This window comes from Pseudocitrobacter sp. CD920760 (genome assembly GCF_057782505.1).
On sequence record NZ_CM173490.1, the window covers coordinates 2,354,450 to 2,373,999 of the forward strand.

The 19,550-nt window shown below is 50.8% G+C and carries 24 protein-coding genes and 1 pseudogene; 19 read left to right on the top strand and 6 right to left on the bottom strand.

The genetic code is table 11. The features are described 5' to 3' along the window. Positions 1-3 precede the first annotated feature (3 nt). The 10 genes from AC1MKH_RS11090 (at position 4) to AC1MKH_RS11135 (ending at position 7,706) form a co-directional block, all read left to right on the top strand. Positions 4-441, top strand: coding sequence for a hypothetical protein (locus AC1MKH_RS11090; protein WP_058679056.1), 438 nt, complete (start codon positions 4-6; stop codon positions 439-441). Next, positions 438-824, top strand: a complete 387-nt coding sequence (locus tag AC1MKH_RS11095; RefSeq protein WP_042889546.1) for a phage tail termination protein — start codon at positions 438-440, stop codon at positions 822-824. Before AC1MKH_RS11090 ends, AC1MKH_RS11095 begins: the two co-directional genes overlap by 4 nt. A 17-nt stretch (positions 825-841) precedes the next feature. Continuing rightward, entirely contained in the window at positions 842-1,576 is a 735-nt protein-coding gene (locus AC1MKH_RS11100; RefSeq protein ID WP_022651017.1) for a phage tail tube protein, read from the top strand. A gap of 38 nt (positions 1,577-1,614) precedes the next feature. Then, entirely contained in the window at positions 1,615-2,268 is a 654-nt protein-coding gene (locus AC1MKH_RS11105) for a DUF6246 family protein (protein ID WP_049126362.1), read from the top strand. A 183-nt stretch (positions 2,269-2,451) separates the two neighbouring features. After that, positions 2,452-2,964, top strand: a complete 513-nt coding sequence (locus AC1MKH_RS11110; RefSeq protein WP_022651118.1) for a KilA-N domain-containing protein — start codon at positions 2,452-2,454, stop codon at positions 2,962-2,964. A 166-nt stretch (positions 2,965-3,130) separates the two neighbouring features. Next, positions 3,131-3,406 carry a phage exclusion lipoprotein Cor gene (gene cor, locus AC1MKH_RS11115; RefSeq protein WP_047359531.1) on the top strand — a complete coding sequence of 92 codons (276 nt, stop codon included), beginning with the start codon at positions 3,131-3,133 and terminating at the stop codon, positions 3,404-3,406. A gap of 117 nt (positions 3,407-3,523) precedes the next feature. Next, positions 3,524-3,937, top strand: a complete 414-nt coding sequence (locus AC1MKH_RS11120) for a hypothetical protein (RefSeq protein WP_049126368.1) — start codon at positions 3,524-3,526, stop codon at positions 3,935-3,937. 62 nt (positions 3,938-3,999) lie between these two features. After that, positions 4,000-7,182, top strand: coding sequence for a tape measure protein (locus AC1MKH_RS11125; protein ID WP_160859255.1), 3,183 nt, complete (start codon positions 4,000-4,002; stop codon positions 7,180-7,182). Then, positions 7,182-7,529: a phage tail protein gene (locus AC1MKH_RS11130; RefSeq protein WP_126497182.1), complete on the top strand. Its 348-nt coding sequence runs from the start codon at positions 7,182-7,184 to the stop codon at positions 7,527-7,529. Before AC1MKH_RS11125 ends, AC1MKH_RS11130 begins: the two co-directional genes overlap by 1 nt. Positions 7,530-7,550: 21 nt before the next feature. Further along, positions 7,551-7,706: a hypothetical protein gene (locus AC1MKH_RS11135; RefSeq protein WP_022651023.1), complete on the top strand. Its 156-nt coding sequence runs from the start codon at positions 7,551-7,553 to the stop codon at positions 7,704-7,706. Here the strand turns inward: AC1MKH_RS11135 and AC1MKH_RS11140 are convergent. Next, a complete protein-coding gene (locus AC1MKH_RS11140) occupies positions 7,685-7,882 on the bottom strand; it encodes a hypothetical protein (protein ID WP_126497183.1) in 198 nt (65 codons plus the stop codon). The genes AC1MKH_RS11135 and AC1MKH_RS11140 overlap by 22 nt on opposite strands. Positions 7,883-8,047: 165 nt before the next feature. On the opposite strand from AC1MKH_RS11140, the gene AC1MKH_RS11145 reads away from it, so the two are divergent. The 8 genes from AC1MKH_RS11145 (at position 8,048) to AC1MKH_RS11180 (ending at position 16,205) form a co-directional block, all read left to right on the top strand. Continuing rightward, positions 8,048-8,752 (top strand): phage minor tail protein L, encoded by a 705-nt coding sequence (locus AC1MKH_RS11145; protein ID WP_031608852.1) that lies wholly within the window; start codon positions 8,048-8,050, stop codon positions 8,750-8,752. Continuing rightward, positions 8,752-9,471, top strand: a complete 720-nt coding sequence (locus AC1MKH_RS11150) for a C40 family peptidase (protein ID WP_276224456.1) — start codon at positions 8,752-8,754, stop codon at positions 9,469-9,471. Before AC1MKH_RS11145 ends, AC1MKH_RS11150 begins: the two co-directional genes overlap by 1 nt. Next, entirely contained in the window at positions 9,414-9,947 is a 534-nt protein-coding gene (locus AC1MKH_RS11155) for a tail assembly protein (protein WP_017385011.1), read from the top strand. Before AC1MKH_RS11150 ends, AC1MKH_RS11155 begins: the two co-directional genes overlap by 58 nt. Positions 9,948-9,956: 9 nt before the next feature. After that, positions 9,957-13,358 (top strand): TipJ family phage tail tip protein, encoded by a 3,402-nt coding sequence (locus tag AC1MKH_RS11160; RefSeq protein ID WP_327621940.1) that lies wholly within the window; start codon positions 9,957-9,959, stop codon positions 13,356-13,358. Then, positions 13,358-13,672 carry a hypothetical protein gene (locus tag AC1MKH_RS11165; protein WP_327621939.1) on the top strand — a complete coding sequence of 105 codons (315 nt, stop codon included), beginning with the start codon at positions 13,358-13,360 and terminating at the stop codon, positions 13,670-13,672. Before AC1MKH_RS11160 ends, AC1MKH_RS11165 begins: the two co-directional genes overlap by 1 nt. Continuing rightward, the gene (locus AC1MKH_RS11170; RefSeq protein WP_327621938.1) at positions 13,672-14,343 is read left to right on the top strand and encodes a hypothetical protein; all 672 of its coding nucleotides are present in this window, start codon (positions 13,672-13,674) and stop codon (positions 14,341-14,343) included. The genes AC1MKH_RS11165 and AC1MKH_RS11170 overlap by 1 nt, the downstream gene beginning before the upstream one ends. 107 nt (positions 14,344-14,450) lie before the next feature. Beyond that, complete coding sequence (gene cor, locus AC1MKH_RS11175) at positions 14,451-14,696, top strand: phage exclusion lipoprotein Cor (RefSeq protein ID WP_253897089.1); 246 nt, start codon at positions 14,451-14,453, stop codon at positions 14,694-14,696. 189 nt (positions 14,697-14,885) lie between these two features. Then, a complete protein-coding gene (locus AC1MKH_RS11180; RefSeq protein WP_488452116.1) occupies positions 14,886-16,205 on the top strand; it encodes a phage tail fiber protein in 1,320 nt (439 codons plus the stop codon). Between the two features lie 45 nt (positions 16,206-16,250). Here the strand turns inward: AC1MKH_RS11180 and AC1MKH_RS11185 are convergent. From AC1MKH_RS11185 to AC1MKH_RS11200, 4 genes and pseudogenes are all read right to left on the bottom strand, one after another. Then, positions 16,251-16,355, bottom strand: a pseudogene (locus AC1MKH_RS11185) (SOS response-associated peptidase); the annotation flags it as partial. A 164-nt stretch (positions 16,356-16,519) separates the two neighbouring features. After that, positions 16,520-17,056 carry a septation protein A gene (locus AC1MKH_RS11190; RefSeq protein ID WP_015964669.1) on the bottom strand — a complete coding sequence of 179 codons (537 nt, stop codon included), beginning with the start codon at positions 17,054-17,056 and terminating at the stop codon, positions 16,520-16,522. 54 nt (positions 17,057-17,110) lie between these two features. After that, complete coding sequence (locus tag AC1MKH_RS11195) at positions 17,111-17,854, bottom strand: YciC family protein (RefSeq protein WP_276224296.1); 744 nt, start codon at positions 17,852-17,854, stop codon at positions 17,111-17,113. 24 nt (positions 17,855-17,878) lie between these two features. Further along, positions 17,879-18,283 (bottom strand): YkgJ family cysteine cluster protein, encoded by a 405-nt coding sequence (locus AC1MKH_RS11200; protein ID WP_276224294.1) that lies wholly within the window; start codon positions 18,281-18,283, stop codon positions 17,879-17,881. A 276-nt stretch (positions 18,284-18,559) separates the two neighbouring features. On the opposite strand from AC1MKH_RS11200, the gene ompW reads away from it, so the two are divergent. Beyond that, positions 18,560-19,195, top strand: a complete 636-nt coding sequence (gene ompW / locus AC1MKH_RS11205) for an outer membrane protein OmpW (protein ID WP_108475630.1) — start codon at positions 18,560-18,562, stop codon at positions 19,193-19,195. 82 nt (positions 19,196-19,277) lie between these two features. On the opposite strand, the gene AC1MKH_RS11210 is transcribed toward ompW, so the two are convergent. Beyond that, positions 19,278-19,436: a hypothetical protein gene (locus AC1MKH_RS11210; RefSeq protein WP_276224290.1), complete on the bottom strand. Its 159-nt coding sequence runs from the start codon at positions 19,434-19,436 to the stop codon at positions 19,278-19,280. Between the last annotated feature and the right edge of the window lie 114 nt (positions 19,437-19,550).

Below are 19,550 nucleotides of genomic sequence, written 5' to 3' on the forward strand. Positions count from 1 at the left end.
GGTATGCCCGTTAAAGGTATCAAGCGTGTTCAGATGAACACCCGCAAGGTGCTGGCAGAAATTGCCGGGCCACGCACAGAAAGAGTGCTGACCGAGGTCATGATTGTAGGATCGTCTCATGCAGCACTACTTACTCCCATTGACACCTCCACGCTCATCAACAGCCAGTACAGAAAGCTTGAACCTATATCTGGAGGGATGCAGGGAAAGGTTGGGTACACGGCTGCATACGCTGCCGCCGTTCATGGCATGTCAGGGAAGCTAAAAGGTCAGCCACGTGAACATTTTGGCAGAACTCGCGCCGGAAAAGAATTCGGTGGTGGAACGGGGAAAGGCAATTATTGGGATCCTGATGCTGAACCGGGGTTCCTGACCAAAGGCTTCGAGCGTGACGGCCTCAACGAGATTAAGGCCATCATCAAGCAAGGATACAAAGTATGACGCGTAGCGAAGTGTATGACGCGCTGAGAGCGTGGTTGCAGTCGCATGGCTTTGATGTTGGTTATCGCGTCCAGAAGCGATTCTGGAATGAGTTGGAGAATACCGAGGGGGAAAGATACCTTGTCATCCAGCAGAACGGTGGCGGCAAGCCAGAAGAAGCGATAACCCGCGATTATTTCCGCATCCTCCTCCTGTCAGGTCAGAACGACAGCGATATTAACCATGTTGAAGACCGCGCCGACGCCATCCGCCAGGCGATGATCGACGACTACAAAACCGAATGCATCATTTCGATGCAGCCAATAGGCGGCATCACCGCCATCCAGACCGAAGAAGGGCGTTACCTCTTCGATATTTCCTTTCAAACCATCATTTCCAGATAACACGGAGATAAATCACTATGGCGTGTGAATCGGGCGCTTTTACCGGGCGCGACGTCGTCGTTTATTACGCGATTGGATGCCCTGAAGTACAACCCACCGCCAGCGCTTACCGCCGACTCGGCATGATGCGCGGCAAAACAGTAAATGCAGAGTGGGAAACCGCAGATGCGACCGGCGACATGAGCGCTGCATTTACTCAGGAGAGCCTCGTTACCTACAAGAACATTTCGTTCTCAGGTGACGGTGTGACCCGCAAAGAGGATGTTTATGCGCAGAACGCGCTTAAGCGTCACGTCTACAACCCGCCAGCAGAGACCAGCAACCAGCCGTATGTGTGGTTCAAAATCATCTCTCCGAACGATATCACCGAAGGGCCGTTCATGGTGACATCATGGGGCGATGAGGCGCCGCACGACGACGTTGCCACCTGGTCTGTCGAAGCGTCCAGTGCCGGTCAGGTTGACGTGCGTGATGTTGGCGCGGTAATCACCATTACCACTCAGCCGCAAAACCGCACACTGACCGTAGGTGACGCGCTGAACCTGTCAGTTGCCGCGACGGTTTCTGATGGTTCTACGCTGGCTTACCAGTGGCAGAAAAACGGCAGTGATATCTCAGGTGCAACATCCGCAACGTACACCAAAGCGAGTGTGATTGCTGGTGATGCTGGCTCATACACCTGCCAGGTGTCATCCACCACGGCGGGTACCGTCACATCCGGTACTGCGACGGTTGTTGTCAACGCAGCCTGACACCAGGGGCTTCGGCCCCATTTTTTTTGAGAGGTTTCATGAAAGCAATAACCGATATCGGCCAGGCCATTGTCCGCTCTGGGGGCAAAGAGATATTCCTCAACCCGTCATTCCTCGCCATGTCTCGTATTGGGTCGCCGGAACAGATTGTTGATGCTTTCGTGAAGGTTCATGCCGGGCATTACCCGAAACACCGAATCTCCGATACTCAAATCCTGAAGGCGGCCAATGCCCGATGCTTTGCTGAAATGGCAGCATCTGCGGCAAACGTAGTACGGAATTGCTCTGAGGGTGATATTGCAGAGGTGATTGGTTCGTACTCGGTGAACGCAGAAGGACGGCTGCTGTTCAAGCCTGGGGTTATCCCAATCGAGGATGTTATCCAGCTTGCCCGCCACCTGATTCTGCATGGCGTAATGGGCGATCAGCCGCCGGAGGATTTCGAAGGAAAAAAAGGCGAATACAGTGACAAATTCGATGTACGGTCATTCGTCTACACCGCTGTTGCTCACCTCGGCATGAGCGAGTCTGATGCCTGGAACATGACAATGACCAGCTTCCGCGCCGCCATGAATGCCAAGTTCCCGCAGAAAGAGAAAGCCAGAGTGCCGACTCAGGAGAAATACGACGAGGTTATGGACTGGGCCGAGCAAATGCTGGCTATCGACGCGCAACGGAACGGCCCGCATTAATCTCCTTCGAAGCAACACAACCAGCCTCGCAATAGCGGGGCTTTTTTGTATCCGCAATAAAACCAACGCGCTTCACACGCGCACGTTATAATCCTAGAGCCTACAGAAAGCGAGCCTGAGAGTTAGTTGTACTCTGGGGCGGCTATCTCTGTGTGACAGGCTCACTTTCTATAGGTAAACCTCATGCACTATCCTACCGTATCTGTAAACGGCGTATCCGTTCGTGTCGACAATGAAGGGCGCTACAACCTCAATGACCTCCATGCAGCGGCTGTGGCTGAAGGTAAAGCCACTGAATCACAGCGACCAGGTGAGTTTCTCAAAACCAAGCAAGTAAGGCGGTTCGTGCAAGCCCTGAGCGATGCGAAGAAAATCGCATCGGTTATGACCATTAAGGGTGGCCCACTTCAGGGTTCCTGGGGGCTTGAGCTTATCGCTATACGCTATGCAGCCTGGCTCAATCCACTTTTTGAAATCAAAGTCTATGAGACATTTCAAATGCTGATGCGTCGCGGGTTCGATGCCATGTCCCGTCTCAACAAAATCGACCACGTTATTAACACCGAAACCAAAGCGATCAGTCAGTGCGCCAGCCAGATGGCCCGGTGGGGAGTTGGCGGACGCAAAAAGCTACTCCATGCAGCGCGTGATCGCGTTGCTGATGAGGTGCAAATGTATTTGCCGGGTATTTACTGAGAAAAAGAAGCCGCCAGAAAACTGACGGCCATCAGAGATCCGCAATGGCGCGGAAAATCGGTGATAGAGCATTTGAAAACCACAAAGATTGAGGGGGTGGTTGTCGTTTACTCATTTAGTCTATGGCTATAGGATAATGCCTAAAATGGCGTAGAGGGATAAAGGAATGAAAAAACTACCAATTATTGCGATCTGCGTTGCACTCCTCGCTGGTTGCGCAGGAATCATGGAGAAACAGGAACCGATCTGTGAGGCTGTGGCAATGCTCGGCGGGCAAGATACCACCGTGCAGATTTACGGAGTTCGCAAAGTAGCCAACCAGACCCAGTATCGCGCCGGCTATCCGTTCAACTGGCAGTGGGTATCAAAGAACAATTTCTCCAGCACTACCTGCGACAAGAAGCCAGAGATTCGTAACGACCTTCCAACCAAATCTGCCTGATTGAAGCGCACATCCGAACCCGCTTAACTGCGGGTTTTGTCGTTGCGCCGATCCCTGCTGATTATTCCGTCAACTGGTGGTAGGATTTGACCATCTTTTACTGATGGGGATAGGGATATGAGTTTCGCCAGTCAATCTACACAGCAGATATTTCCATTTCCGGCTGATATTGCTTACGAAAAACTGATTGAGGCAATTCCAGAGGTCGGGATGTCTATAAAGCAAAAAGACGACATTTTGCGTAGAGTTTCCGTTAGTGCGGGCATCTCACTTTTTTCATGGGGTGAAAATGTCTCTATCGTGGTTAATGCCGATGGAGATAAGTCGTGTACTGTTGGTATCGACTCTTCACTTAAGCTTGGAGTAAACGTGACTGGAGCGCATAGGCATCAGAAGAATTTTGATAAAATCATCTACGCGCTTAGCAACAAGCTGAAGGAATGGCAAAGACAGCAACCATTGGATCTCGGCCCAGAAAAAACTGATGAAGAATACTTGGAAGAGGCAAGAAGAAAAGCCGGCCTACTCTAAGGTAAAAATTAACTAACAAGACCTCGCTCCGGCGGGGTTTTTTATTGCCTGGAGAAAAGAGAATGACCCAGAACGTCGGCGATATTGAATATGTGATTAAGGCCGATACGGCACAGTTGCTGCGTGCTGATAAACAGGTTCGTGACGTAACCGACGGCATGGAAGGTGGTTTCAAGCGGGCTGATAAGGCCGCTTCATCGCTAACATCATCCTTTGGTAGCCTGAGTCGTGTAGCCACTTCTCTGATGGCTATCCTGTCGGTTCAACAGGTATCTCAATACGCCGACGCATGGACTACGCTCAACAACAAACTGGCTAACGCTATTCGTCCGAACGAGCAATTGCTGGATGTGACGGAGAGGGTATTCAATATTACGCAGCAAACAAGATCCAGCCTTGATGCTACGGCAACTTTGTATGCAAGACTTGAGCGAGGAACCAGGCAATATAATACCTCAGCAGAGGATTTGGCTAAGCTAACAACTATTATCAACCAGGGCTTTGTTGTATCTGGCGCTACAGCTCAAGAGGCTGAGAACGCAATCATTCAGCTATCGCAAGGTATCGCCTCGGGAGTTTTGAGAGGGGAGGAGTTTAACTCTGTTGCTGAACAGGGTTCCAGGTTGATGGTTGCCCTTGCTGACTCTATGGGCGTTGGTATTGGAGAGTTACGCCAGATGGCCGCCGCCGGGAAGTTGACTACTGATGTTGTGGTTAACGGATTACTTTCACAAGGGGTGACGATCGGCAATGAGTTTGCCAACACCACGACAATTATCAGTCAGGCATTGCAGGTTGCCGGGAACAACATCACCAAGTTCTTTGGTGAAAACTCCACAGTAAAAACCGGTACAGCAATTTTCAACGATGCCGTGATCAGCGTCAGTGAGAACATCGGCGCTCTAAGTGCCATCCTTACCGCCACTGCCGCTGTTATGGGTAGCCGTTATGTTGGCGCACTGACAATGGCTACTGCTGCGAAGGTAAAGGCCGCAGTTGCTGCAAGAAATCAGTCGGCAGCAGAGATGCAGGCGGCGCAAGCCGTTGCAAATAAAACCGCCGCAGATCTCCGCGCAGCTGCTATCGCAAAAGAACGGGCGCTGGACGAGATCCGCCTTGCGGAGATGATGAAGCAGACAGCGGTTAGCGCGGCGAATGCTGCTGCTGCCGAGCAACGCTTATCTGCCGCGCGCGTAGCCGCAACTGGTGCTGTTGATAATTACAATCGCGCTCTGGCGGCAAATAAAGCGGCACAGGCTGGGTTAGCTACTGGAGCTGGGATTCTTCGTGGGGCGTTATCACTTATTGGCGGGCCAGCAGGTGTTGCCATGCTCGCAGCCAGCGCCGTCGTATACTGGTCGCAGGTAACAAAAGAAGCCAGAGATGATGCCAACAATCTGGCTGATAGCGTCAATGATTTGAGTGCTAAATTTCAATCGATGGCTCATACCGAACTGGCAGCAACCATTGGAAAGTTGAGCCAGAATCTGCCAGAACTAAGCGATGCGGTAGCCGACGCACAGAAAGAATTTAACGACGCTGAATATGCGGTAAAAAACTATAACCGCGAAATAGGACGATATGGCAACACCACAAGAGGGAGAGAGGCAGCAGAAGCATTGTCTGGTGCTCAAAATAGGCTTGCAATAGCTACTTTCGAACTTGAAAAAGCGCAAAACAGATTAAGCCAGACCCAGAACGCCATTAATATTGGACAGGCAACACTCAATGGCACCATGCGACAAGGCCTGCCGCTTCTCCAGAGAGAAGGTGAAGAGGCAAGTATCACCGCCGGAATGATGGGCAAGCTCGGCGATATGATTAACTTCGCAGCAAAAGCGAAGGAGAAATATAACTCTTCCAGTCTGATGGTTATGCGTAGCGAGGATGGAGATAAGCTCCTGTCCAACCTTGAAAAGCAAAACAGTCTGCTGTCTATTACCGACAAAAAAGAAAGGGCTGTAGCCGAGGCAAGGCAGGCAGCCCTTGATGCAGGGGTGGATGCGCATTCAAATCAGATGAGGCAGATTGAAGAAGCAGCAGCAAAACGATATGACCTCCAGCAGGCTGACTCAGCAGTAACCAAGTCTACAAAAGAGGGAACTAAAGCTGCTGATGAGGCTATGGAGTCACTTTCAAGACAACAGGCCGCACTAGATCGTCTCAACACCGGTTATGCCGATGGCTCTCTCGAATTGGCGAAATACGACGCTGTAGTTGCTCTTGGAAACAAAGCATCAGCAGAGCAGATCGCAAAAGCTGAACAGCAAGCGGAATCCATATGGAAAATACAGCAGGCAACCAAAGCCGCAGCAGAAGAGGAAAGGAAACGCACTCAGGCGGGGCAAAACTTTACCGGGCTACAGGGGCAGGTATCACCAGTCGCCGCAGTGGATAACACCTACGCACAGCAGATGGCCCAGCTAGATGAATATGTTGCGCTTTACCCGCAAAAAATTGCAGAGGCCGAAGCTGTCCGCGCAGGAATTGAAGACCAGTATCACCAGAAGCGTATGGCTGCCATGTGGGAAGAATGGCAGCAGCAGAGCGAGATCAACAACATGCTTGGCTCTGCAATCGACTCCTTGCATGGGGGGGCAACCAGCGCGATTACGGGGCTAATTAACGGCACGCAAAGCCTGCAAGAATCCTTCGCCAACATCGGCACGACAATCCTCAACAGCGTTGTCGGTAGTCTGGTGCAAATGGGGATTGAGTGGGTCAAGAGCCAGTTAATGGGGCAGGCCGCTGCTGCTGCATCACTGGCATCGACAATGGCTCAGGCTACTGCAGCCGCTTCTGCGTGGGCGCCTGCCGCAATGAGCGCTTCTATCGCAACGATGGGGAGCGCCACTGCTATAGGGCAAACGGCTTATGCTGGCTCACTACTTGCAGCCAAAGGAATGGCCGTTGCTGGTGCGCGTTATAACGGTGGTCCGGTCGATGCCGGATCTCTGTATCGGGTCGGCGAGAAGGGTAAGCCAGAGATATTCCAGGCCAGCAATGGTAGCCAGTACATGATACCGGGTGATAATGGTCGGGTGATCAGCAACAAAGATGCGCTGGGGGGCGGAGGTGGTGGTGCTTCATTCAACCCCGTAATGAACCTGACGATAAATACCACTGGAGGAATTGGCGGTGAGGATATCGCAAGGCTGCGCAAAGCGTGGAGTAACGACATGCTGAAGATGATGGTAGACCAGAGCACTCGTCCCGGTGGTTTATTGCAAGGGAGGCGTAAGTAATGCCAGAAACATTCACATGGACACCGCAAAAGGGCTACAGCGTTGAACGCACACCCAACGTAGCCGTCGTTAAGCTCGGCGACAGTTACGAACAGCGACAGGTGAAGGGTATCAATCCACTGATGGATAAATACTCGCTCACCTTTCGCGGCGTCAGCGGCTCGTGCAGCAGCAACCCCGCGAAGGATGCAGAGGCATTCCTCAAGGCTAGAGGTGCGGTTGAATCGTTCTACTGGACGCCATCCGATACGGGAGTGCGGAAGCTGTTTGTCTGCCGCTCCTGGAATATGACAAAGACCGGGCCGCTGTTTGAACTGACGGCCACTTTTGAACAAGTACCACGATAAGCCGAAAGGCGGGAGACAGTTATGACTTTAGAACAACGTGTTGAAGAGTTAGAGGCTATGGTTGATTCAATGAAAGCACAGATGGAAGAAGTTATTAGCGCTCACACCTGTGCTTATAATCAAATCACTGCGAAATTAGATCAAATTGCCGTAATTCAAGCTGAACGCAAGGCTTGAATGGCAAGTTTTTCAATCTCACCGATGGTTTTATTCTTTATCTCATCTGGCGCTATATCTAGGTTTACCGAATGAAATTGGTCATTAGGGCCAATCAAATTAGCTTTTAATTTAAATGTATTTCCAGCGACCGCAAAAGAAATAAAGTCAATAGCGTTTAATTTAAATTCTGACATTATTTTTCCTTTATCAGAGGTAATCAGCCATCCCCCTTCGATGGTTACGCCAGTGTCCCACCACTGACGGGCTGAGCTTACACGTTAACCAGGGTTATCAGTAAGCAACATCCTGATATTCAGACAGTAGCCACCACTTGGTGGCTTTTTTTATGGGAGTTTGCCGTGCGCGACATACCAGCAAATTTAATTATCGACAGCGTAGACGCCGGAGTAGGCGCGTTTATCGACCTGTTCGAAGCCGACCTGCAACCCTTTGGCGGAGACCTTATCCGGTTTCATTCCGGCACCAATGGATATTACGGAAATGTGATCTGGAAGGGGAATCAGTATCAGGCGTACCCGATAGCAGTGGAAGGATTCGAGTCAAAGAACGAAGGCACATATGCCCGCCCGTCAATGGCGGTGGCGAACGTTACGGGTTTACTGACGGGCATAAACCATGACTTCGACGACATGCTTGGGGTGGTGATCACCCGCCGTCAGGTTCCGGTGAAATACCTGGACGCGGTGAACTTCCCCAATGGCAACCCTGACGCAGATCCGACGCAGGAAGCGGTTTCCCGTTACGTTGTTGAGGAGATGACGGAAGAGACGTTCGAGCAGGTGACCTACACGCTGGCGACACCGATTGACTGCGACAACGCTATCATCCCGGCGCGAACCATCCTTGCCGACGTCTGCCAGTGGCAGTATCGCGGCGTCGGGTGCGGATATGACGGGCCGCCGGTTGCAGATGAGCGCGACAATCCAACCACTGACCCGGCGAAAGATAAGTGCTCTCACCGCCGTAGCGGCTGCCGCTTCCGTTATCCACGACCGGAACCAATGCCAATCAGCAGCTTCCCCGGCTCTCAGAAGGTTTCATGATGCAGGAATTACTCGATTATGCGGCATCGTCGCAGGATGAGGTGTGCGGCTTAATCCTGGATGGCGGGCAGTTGTTCCGCTGTCGGAATGTTCACCCGGAGCCGGGAAATCACTTCCGAATCAGTGATGATGACTGGCTGGCGGCCGAGGAGGCTGGAGAGGTGACTGCGGTATTCCACTCTCACCCAATGAACAGCCCGGTCCTGTCCGGTGCCGACCGTAAATGCCAGGTTGCATCGGGCCTTCCATGGGTGCTGGCCTGTAACGGAACAATCAGAACGCTCAGGCCGGTGGATTACCTTTTGGGGAGGCGGTTCGAGCACGGAGTGACTGATTGTTACACGCTATTCCGTGATGCGTATCACCTGTGTGGCATCGACCTCCCTGACTTCGAAAGGACGAATGGCTGGTGGTTGAGAGGGGAGAACCTTTATCTGAACAACATGTCGCGCAATGGCTTCAATCAGGTATCGCCGGGAGAAGCGCTGCCAGGTGACGTAATAATCAGGCAGCCATTCCCTGGAGCTGACCCTGGCCACGCAATGATTCTGCTCGATGACAACATGGTTCTTCACCACGATTGCTCAGGGCATTTAAGCCGGAGAGAGCAAATGCGCCCCGCATACGTTAAGCAGATGCATTCCATATGGAGACATGAACAGTGCTCATCTTTAAATTTGCAGGGCATTTACGCCGACATTTCCGCAAAGTCGAGCTGAACGTTGATACCCCTGCCCAGGGCATTCGTCTTTTGCTTGCTCAGAATCATGAGTTCAAAAAAGCATTCCTGAACGCCAGAGTAAGAATGCGAGTGGCGGGTGAGGATGTTGAAACGTCTTCGGTGCAGTGGCACATGGATCGGCGCCTGAAGGATGGCTCTGTAGTGCTGTTTGTCCCGGTGGTTGAGGGGGCGGGACTTGAGACCAGTACGATAGTTCTCATTGCTTCACTGGTGCTGTCTGCCGCCTCGGTTGCTTACTCCATCTACATGTCCCGGAACATGAAAAGCAAAACTTCAGCGGAAGCGGCCGAAACAAACACCCTCACGAATAACTCGTTTACCAGTGCAGAAAACAGGGTCGGACAGGGGCATCCTGTCCCCATACTCCTCGGCGAGATGGAGGTCGGCAGCAACGTAATAAGTCTCGGGATCGACACATCTAATAATTCCGACTGGGAAGAATCAATCAGCTAAGGTGGCGCTATGTCTTCAGGTGGCGGTAAAGCATCAACCCCAAAATTACTCGACGATAACCTCAAATCAAAACAATTCTATCGGGTACTGGATCTGATATCTGAGGGGCCAATCGCGGGCCCGGTGGATCAGGAGCACCTGTCTTCATTCAAGCTGAATAAGACGCCTATCACTGACTCGAACGGTAACGTCAACGTGAACGGCATTAGTGTTGCCTGGCGACCTGGATCGGAGACTCAGGAGCCAATCAACGGCTTCTCTGCAATCGAAGCGACGACCATTGTTAACACTGAGGTCACTTACGACACCCCGCTGGTTAGAACCGTGACAGATCAGGACGTGACCCGCGTTCGTTTTAACATCGGCGTCACCGGGCTCATGGAGCAGGACCCCAAGGGTAACCAGAAAAACACCTCTGTAACGATGGTTATCGAGACCAGAACTGGCTCGTCGGGCTGGGTCATGGAGAAGACGGTGACGATTACAGGGAAAATCTCTGGCGAGTACCTTGAGGCGCACGTCATTGATGCCCCCGACACCAAACCGTTTGATATCCGCGTTCGCCGCATTACGCCTGACAGCAGCAGCGATTTGCTGTCAAACGGGACTGTTTGGAACAGCTACAGCGAGATCACCGACGACAACCTGAGCTATCCGTTCTCTGCTGTTGCCGGCTCAGTCATCGACCGTGACCAGTACACCGACACGCCGAGCCGCACATATCATCTTCGCGGGCTGATCGTTGACGTACCGGATAACTACGATCCAATTGCCAGAACTTACTCAGGGCTGTGGACGGGTGGCTTCAAAAAGGCATGGACTAACAATCCGGCGTGGCTGTTCCGTGAGCTGGCGAAAAACACCCGATTTGGCCTGGCGAAACGCGCCGGATACATCGATGTTGACGATGGCGCACTCTACATTCTGTCGCAATATTGCGATCAGCTTGTAGATGATGGGTATGGCGGAAAAGAGCCACGCATGACGCTCAACGCCTACATCACAGAGCAGGCGAGTGCGCGAGACATTCTCGACAAGATAGCGAGCATGTTCCGTGGCATTGCGCTGTGGGACGGCCTGCGCCTGTCCGTAATGCTGGACGCGCCACAGGATCCGATTGCGACAATCACGAACGCCAACGTTGTGAATGGCGAGTTCAAACGAAGCTCTGTAAAGCGTTCAGAGAAATACAATGCCGTTGTAGTGTCCTGGACCGATCCGGATAATGGCTGGGAGCAGGTTAAGGAGTACGTCTCTGACGACGAGATGATTGCTCGTGGCAATTACAACGAAACTACCCTTGAAGCGTTTGGGTGTACGTCCAGGGGGCAGGCATGGCGAGCCGGGAAGTGGTTACTGGAAACCGCGAAACGCGAGAGCAGTCGTCTGTCGTTTCAAATGGCCCGTGACGCGATTCGCTTCACTCCGGGCGATATTGTCGAAATTATGGACAATGACTATGCCGGTGCGCGGCTTGGTGGGCGCATCATGTCGCACTCAGGCGCAAATATTACTGTTGATGCTGTCGACTCTTCGCTGATTGCTGATGGTGACGCAATGTCGGTAATGGGTAGTGATGGTAAGTTTGTAAAATACGAAATAGCACGCGTCTCAGGTAACGTTGTAACGCTGAAAACGGCACCGGTATGGGTTCGCGACGGAACCGTGTTTGCTATATCTACCAGTAATGTAGCCACCAGACTATTCCGCATATTGAGTGTTGCAGAGACGGATAACAACTCTACATACAGCATCACAGCTTCTCAGCATGATCCCAACAAGCAGGCCATTGTTGATGAGGGAGCTGTGTTTGAAATTCCCAGTGATACTCTTAACGGCTACCGCGTACCGAATATTGAAAATCTGCGCATCATTAACACCAACTCTGAGACTGTTCAGGTCACTGCAACCTGGGAAACAGCTACAACTACCAAAAAGCTGATGTTTGAACTGTACGTGTACAGTGCTGATGGGAAGGTGGTGGCTCAGTATGAGACTGATCAGTTCCGATATGAGTTTTACGGCCTGAATGCAGGAAGCTATACGCTGGGTGTGCGTGGCCGAAATGAAAACGGGATGAAAGGTTCCGAAACTCAGGTAAGTCTGATTATAGGTGCTCCAAAGGCTCCTAACTCCGTTCAGTGGATACCCGGACCATTACAGGCCACTCTGGTGCCAGTTATGTCTGTAACGGCAACATCAGATACCTCTTTTGAGTTCTGGTACGCTGGCGAGACGCCAATCCCATTAACCGATGATATTGAGAACAAAACTCAATTCCTCGGAAGGGGGAACCAGTGGACCATTCAAAAGCTCAAGTTTGACCACGTCTATTACGTTTATGTCCGGACACGCAACGCGTTCGGGGTTTCTGATTTTGTTGAGGCTTCTGGAAAGCCAACGGATGACTTTAGTGATATCACGGATTCCATCCTGGAGGATATGAAAGACTCCGAGGTATTTAAGGACATGATGGAAAATGCCGTAGATACCAGCGAGAAAGTCGCTGGCATGGCTGATGATATTAAACAGGCCGTTGATGACCTTGAGCAGCAGGCCAAAGATATTCAGGAGAACGTTGACGGGCTGGCGCAGGCTGGAGTAAAAATCGATGAAATCGCGCTAAGTATGGACGGCGTGACCGGGCAGGTGAAGAACTCCGCCATTGCGATTATTCAAAGCAACCTGGCGCAGGTCGCCACGCGGAAAACGCTATCAGCCACGGTTGCCGGAAACAGCGCGCAACTGGACCGCATCGACCAGGTTATCGTCGATGAGAAGGAGGCCACTGCTCAATCTCTGTTAAGTATGCAAACAGACGTAGCCGGTAATAAATCCTCGATTAACAGCCTGAGCCAGACGGTATCGACTTACCAGCAGGCAACGGCGACACAAATCAACTCCATCACTGCAACAGTAGGGGGACATACCTCATCCATCACGACGAACGCTAATGCGATTGCAGATGTGAACGGAAAAATATCTGCAATGTACTCAATCAAAGTTGGCCTGGCCAGCAACGGGCAATACTACGCGGCGGGCATGGGGTTCGGCGTTGAGAACACGCCCAGCGGCATGCAGTCGCAGGTTGTATTCCTGGCTGACCGCTTTGCCGTGACAACGGCTGTAGGCGGCGTGACGACGCTACCGTTCGTCATTCAGAACGGACAGACGTTTATCAATGATGCCTACTTCAGGGATGCAAGTATCCAGTTCGGTAAAATTACTGACTCTCTCCAATCGTCTAATTATGTCTCTGGTAGCGCTGGCTGGCGGTGGGGCAAAGATGGAACCATGCAGAACTACGGTAGTGATAGCTCTGGGGCGATGAAGCAAACGAACGTCACTATTAGCATCAAAGATGCAACGCGGTTGCGAGTGCAAATTGGTAAAATCACGGGGACCTTCTAATGAGTTGGGGAATACAAACATGGGACGCAAACGGCAAAGTTAATAACTATGGGTTGGTTCCCATTAGCGTTTTGGGATTCTTTTCTGTAACTAACGGGCAGCAATCGGGGAGTGCGACTTATACGATTCCGACGGGCTTTGTAATGGAAGTTCTTCAGGTCTGTGCAGACTCTAATTACACAACAAAACGCAGAAAAATTACTGTATCAGGAGGAACGGTAACAATCGCTGCTGCTTTAGCGGATACTGATTTTGGCGCGAATACATTTCCGGCTGTAGCGGGGTTTATTATCGCTTATCTGAGGGCGTCCTGATGGCTGATATCTGGGGCGCATTATTAACGACCGACAACGGTGCGCCGTTCATTACCCCACAATCAATTCCCCTGGCACTTATTGCGAAGAAAACAGTTTCGTTGCCAGCAGGAATGACCACAACGGTGACACAGTCCTTTACCTCAGGACGTCCAATTATTCCGTTCGTTTGTACAACGGTTAAATGTGTCAGCAGTTATTCAATAAGCGGCACTACTTGTACCGTGACATTCCAATACCCCGAGGGAAGCAATGGGAGTGCGGATGTCTATTTCTTCACTATTTTTGCGCAATCCCTGCCAGATTGGGGGATCGCAATATGGGATGAAAAAGGAGTTTGTATTCTGACAAACGAAACGCGTGTTTTAACGGATGTGGAATCGCTTGGAACCAGCGGGAGTGATACAGCCGGCGGATATAATATAAACGCGACGAAAACAGGGAAGTGGGGAATTCTTCCGTCAATGTGTGGGTTGATCACTGGGGTAATTATTGCCGGGGGAACGAGACCATTTCAATCCCAGCTATTTTTTACAACGCTTTATAACGGCTCGTCTACCCAGGTAACGATTGCATCAACAGGTGGTTCGCCGGGAGGCGGCGTTACTAACATCCAGTATCACAACATGCGAAATCAGGTATATGCGCTCAACCTTGCCAACTACGATTGATCGTTTTCAGCGATCAATATCAGGTAATTGATCTATAGAATCAATTATCCCCCTTTGATTCATGTTGTTATTGTTTAACTTCATGAATTTCCAGGAATACCTCTGATATGAAAAAGCTACTTCTATGTGTGGCCGGTGCTGCTTTACTCGCTGGTTGCTCCGGCGTGCTTGAGAAGCAGCAGCCGGTATGTTCCGGAATTGCGCTCGTTGGCGGTCAGGAAAACACCGTTCAGATTTATGGTGTCCGTAAGCAAAACAACCAGACGCAGTACCGCGCGGGCCATCCATTTGGCTGGCACTGGGTAAATAAAAACAACTTTATATCGACCACGTGCGGCAGCCCCGACAAATAAGCACACGAAAGTCGTCACGAATTTGCTGTGAATCCACCTATGCGGATGGGCGTGAAGCCACAATATCTCTGATGAGACAGTAAACGAGCACGCGGACTTTATGGCTTAGAAGTTCACCGGGAGGCACCCGGCACAGCAACCACAACAAAAACCTCGCTTCGGCGGGGTTTTTTTATGCCTGGAGAAAATATGATTTATAACACCGGAACCATCAGCATCAACGGGAATACCGCAACCGGCACCGGAACGAACTGGACGGCAGCGGCGAGCCAGATTCGCGTGAGCCAGACCATTATTGTGCTCTCTAACCCGGTTCAGATGTTCCAGATTACAGCTATCAACAGCGGCACATCGTTAACCGTTACCCCAGCTGCGTCACCGGCACTGAGCGGACAGAAGTACGGCATCCTCGTTACCGACAGTCTCTCAGTCGATGGCCTGGCGCAGAGTATGTCGCAGTTCATTAACGAGTACGACGAGAATATCGGAGCATGGGAGACGTTCGCCAGCACCTCAGCGAACCAACTGGTCACTGTGACAATCAACGGCACCAGCCTCAGCATTCCAGCCATCGGTGGCCTCGCCCGGAAAGGAGCAAACAACGATATCACAGAGCTGAAAGGGTTAACTACAGCACTGAGTATTGCCCAGGGGGGAACCGGCGCAAAGACAGCCGCAGATGCTCGCACAAACCTCAGTTTAGGAAGTAGCTCTACTGCTGACACCCAAACCAGTTCGACAGATACATCATCGGGGCGGGTATTGAAAGTCGGCGCATTTGGATTGGGTGCTAATACCATAACTCCACCTGCTGATACCTATACTGGATTTTTCAGTCAGGGAATTGGCGGGAATGTTAACCCTGATTCTGTTTACGGCTATGCACATCTTGTAATGTCAGTATCCGGAACATACCGAACGAGAATGGCTCAAACTTATTTTGGAACACCAAGATTATGGTTACAGAATATCGACGGCTCCACATATTCTACGTGGGCACAGGTATACACAACCGCAAATACCACGAAAGCCTCCGATGGAACGCTGAAAGCGGCGTCTCCGATAGTACAAATATTTGCTGATGGCTCATATGAATTAAATGATGAATCAGAAGGTTGTATCGTTACACGCCTGGGAACTGGAGAATATTTGATTGAGGGATGCACCGGGCTGAATTCTGACGCCGCATGGGGCGGTATCGATGGTGGCTTTGATGTACCTACAGACCGTAACAAGCAACCACTGGTTTGGCTCGATTATGAAGTAAATGCGGACGGTTCCATTTTGGTGAGAACTTATCATCGCACATATCCAACCGCCCCAGTATTCGCCAGAAATGAACGAGACGGAATCGAAGAGGGGGAGCCGGTAGATATCCCTGCCGATCAGTTCGTTTCCGTGCGCGTAGAAATGCCATCGGACAGTATCTGGAATCAAAAGCAGGAAGAGGCAATTGATGTGATGAGTAAGTTTGAGGCTGAAGAGTCGAATGCTACTCAGCAGGACTAACTAAGAGTGCCGCAGCTGCGCTGATTATCGTAACGGAGTGCGGCAGCGGCCAATGGGTTCCGGGTCGAACGGGATGTCACGCTCAGTATCTTCAGCGATTAACGCCAGGTAATCTTCACGGGTCATTGATTGAGAGAAACGTCCGCACATGGAAACCTCCAGTAGTCGAACTGAAAGTATAGAAAATGCGCAGAAAGATGAAGGAGGGGGGACACACAATGAAAAATGTGTACATCATTGTGTGTCTAAAGCGTAAAAGCAACGCCTGTATATCACTTAACTACATGATATATAGGGTTTGCGTGGTTTGCTTGTTATTTCTCTTCCTGCGGCATATGGCGATAGATGTAGACGCCGCTCAGCACAGTGAACAGAAGCGTCATCGCCGTCAGGCCAAACACCTTGAAGTTGACCCAAATGTTTTGCGGTAACCAGAACGCAATATAGATATTGGCCAGGCCGCAGAGAATAAAGAACACGGCCCAGGCGATATTCAGATTGGACCACACCGACGCAGGCAGCGTTAGCTCTTTCCCCAGCATGCGCTGAATCAGCGGCTTTTTCATCACCCACTGGCTAACCAGCAGCGCACCGGCAAACAGCGCGTAAATCACGGTGACTTTCCACTTGATGAATTCATCGTTGTGGAAGAAGAGCGTTAAGCCACCGAAAACCGCGACCAGAACAAAGGTGATTAGCGCCATTTTTTCGACTTTGCGGTAGCGTACCCAGCTGTAGATCAGCACGATAGCGGTTGCGACAATCAGCGCAGAGGTTGCGGCATAAATGTCGTAAATCTTATAAAACGCGAAGAAGACGACCAGCGGTAAAAAATCCAGAAACTGCTTCATACTTCGATTCCGTACTCCAGTTGCGGCCCGACGACAATCGGGCCTGCAGGAAAATTAGTTGCGAATAAGCATATACAAGCGGAATAAATAAATCAGCAACACGGCAGAGATAAGGTTGCTGATAGTATTCACCACTACCGCACCAACGTTTGGCGTCAGCACGGCAAAGTTCGGTGCGAACACCAGTAACAGCGTTTTCGCCAGCAGCCAGCCAATCACCGCCGGTGCCACCAGGCGCATATTTGCCCACGCCAGTTTCATGCTGCTGCGCATCGATACGAAGATACCCATTTTATCCTGCACTAACATGACAGGCGCGAAAGCCAGCACAATGGCCAACAACACGCCCGGCACGACGATCAGCATCACGCCCATCTGTACCATAAAGGTGGTGAGGAAGATCAGTATAAACAGTTTAGGCAGGATAGGCGCGCTTGCGCCAATGGCGCGCAGGGCGCTGACGCGATGACCGGCAGAAACCAGTTGAATCATCAGCATGACGCCGCCGGCCAGAATGGCGTTGCCAATCAGCCCAGAAAACGTTGATGCCGCTGAAGCACGCAGCAGGATTTGCTGCTGCTCTGGCGTCATGTTTTGTACCAGATCAAACAAACCGACGCTTCCGGTGAGGTTGTCACCCTGACGTAAGAGAGCAAGCTGTTCATCGCTGGGTGTAAAGGCGTGACCAATCACCACGGTGATAAATGCGCACAGCAGCGCAATCAGCAAAATGGTTAAAAACTGATTACGGAAAAAATTGCCCGTGTCACGGTATACGGACTGCGCCGTGATAGACATGCACTCTCCTTGATTATACAGGTGTTAATTAGCCGCTGATTGTACCGCAGTTAATACACTCGTTGCAGCCTCAAGACTCGTATGGAAAAGCATATCTTTGTAAAGAGGAGGTAAGCCGTAGCGCGCCCGGGCGCGATTACAGGCTTCATTCTCTTCGTCATTTTCACCCGACATGGCAAATTCACGACAGGGCGAAGGGCGATTAGGGTAGATAGCACAGCTGACCCTGCGGCCAATTTCTCCCTCAAGTGACCCACAGCGCGGATGTTTGCTGTTGGTACCCATCATACAACGTAAAAAAGGCGTAAGGGGCTCGGTAAGCTGCGCAGGCACCAGGCCACCGCCATCGTTGGCTTCAGCCCAGTAAAAAGAGACGCGGAAATACGCACAACAGGCCCCGCACGTCATGCACGGATTCAAATCGCTCATAGCACACCTGAAAAAAACGCATCAACAAAAGTTGTCGCGTCTAAATTATCCAGACGTTTGCAAGAGAGCAAGTGGGGATCCGGACATTCCCGTTTCAGAAAAATACCAATGAAATTGATGTGGATACGTATCTTTCATCTCAACTAAATAAGCAAAAATTAATCCAGATCAACAAATGTTAAAATTTAACATTTGGTGTGATCTGTGTTGCGATCTGATTAACCATTTGTAGGTATATTTGCCACGACTAATAAAACCCCTAAAAAAGGAGTGGGTATGAAAAAATTAGCAGTGGCAGCCTTAGCACTTTCAACGCTTTCTGGTGGCGCATGGGCCCATGACGCGGGCGAATTTTTCATTCGTGCGGGTTCCGCAACGGTGCGTCCATCTGAAGGATCAGACAACGTCCTCGGTGCTCTTGGTGGATTTAATGTCAGCAATAACACACAGTTAGGTCTGACATTTACCTATATGGCAACCGAGAATATCGGTATTGAACTGCTGGCGGCTACGCCGTTCCGTCATAAAGTGGGTACTGGCCCAACGGGTGATATCGCCACCGTTCACCACTTACCGCCAACCTTAATGGCACAATGGTACTTTGGTGATTCCAGTAGCAAACTGCGTCCGTACATTGGTGCGGGTATCAACTACACCACATTCTTTGACAACGATTTTAACAAAACGGGTAAAGAAGCCGGGCTCTCAGACCTTAGCCTTGATGATTCCTGGGGTGCCGCAGGGCAGGTGGGGATGGACTACTTAATTAACCGTGACTGGCTGGTGAATATGTCCGTCTGGTATATGGATATCGACACCAACGTGAAATTCAAACATAACGGTGAGCGTCAAAGCGTCAGTACGCGTCTCGACCCATGGGTGTTTATGTTCTCAGCAGGCTATCGGTTCTAACGGATTGCAAGGCTGGTCTTCTGCGGCCAGCCTTGCCCGGTTTCAGCACCATGAGGATCTCATCCCGATAATCCCTTCAGCATCATCCTTTCAGCATGAACAGGTTATTATACCTCGCCCATACACGCAGCGCGTCCAGCCACGGATCAAACCATTGCATGATAGTGTGTACATCAATGTCCATCTCAAGAATAAAGCTGGTCACGGCTGCGGCGACAATCACTAAATAATTCGTACACATAAGAACATCCTTATTCTTATTAAGGTATTAAGCAAATTTACAATAATTGAATAATTGTCGGCGGGCAATATCAGCTCTGATACATTTCACTATGTTCCAGGGTGAATGACCGCT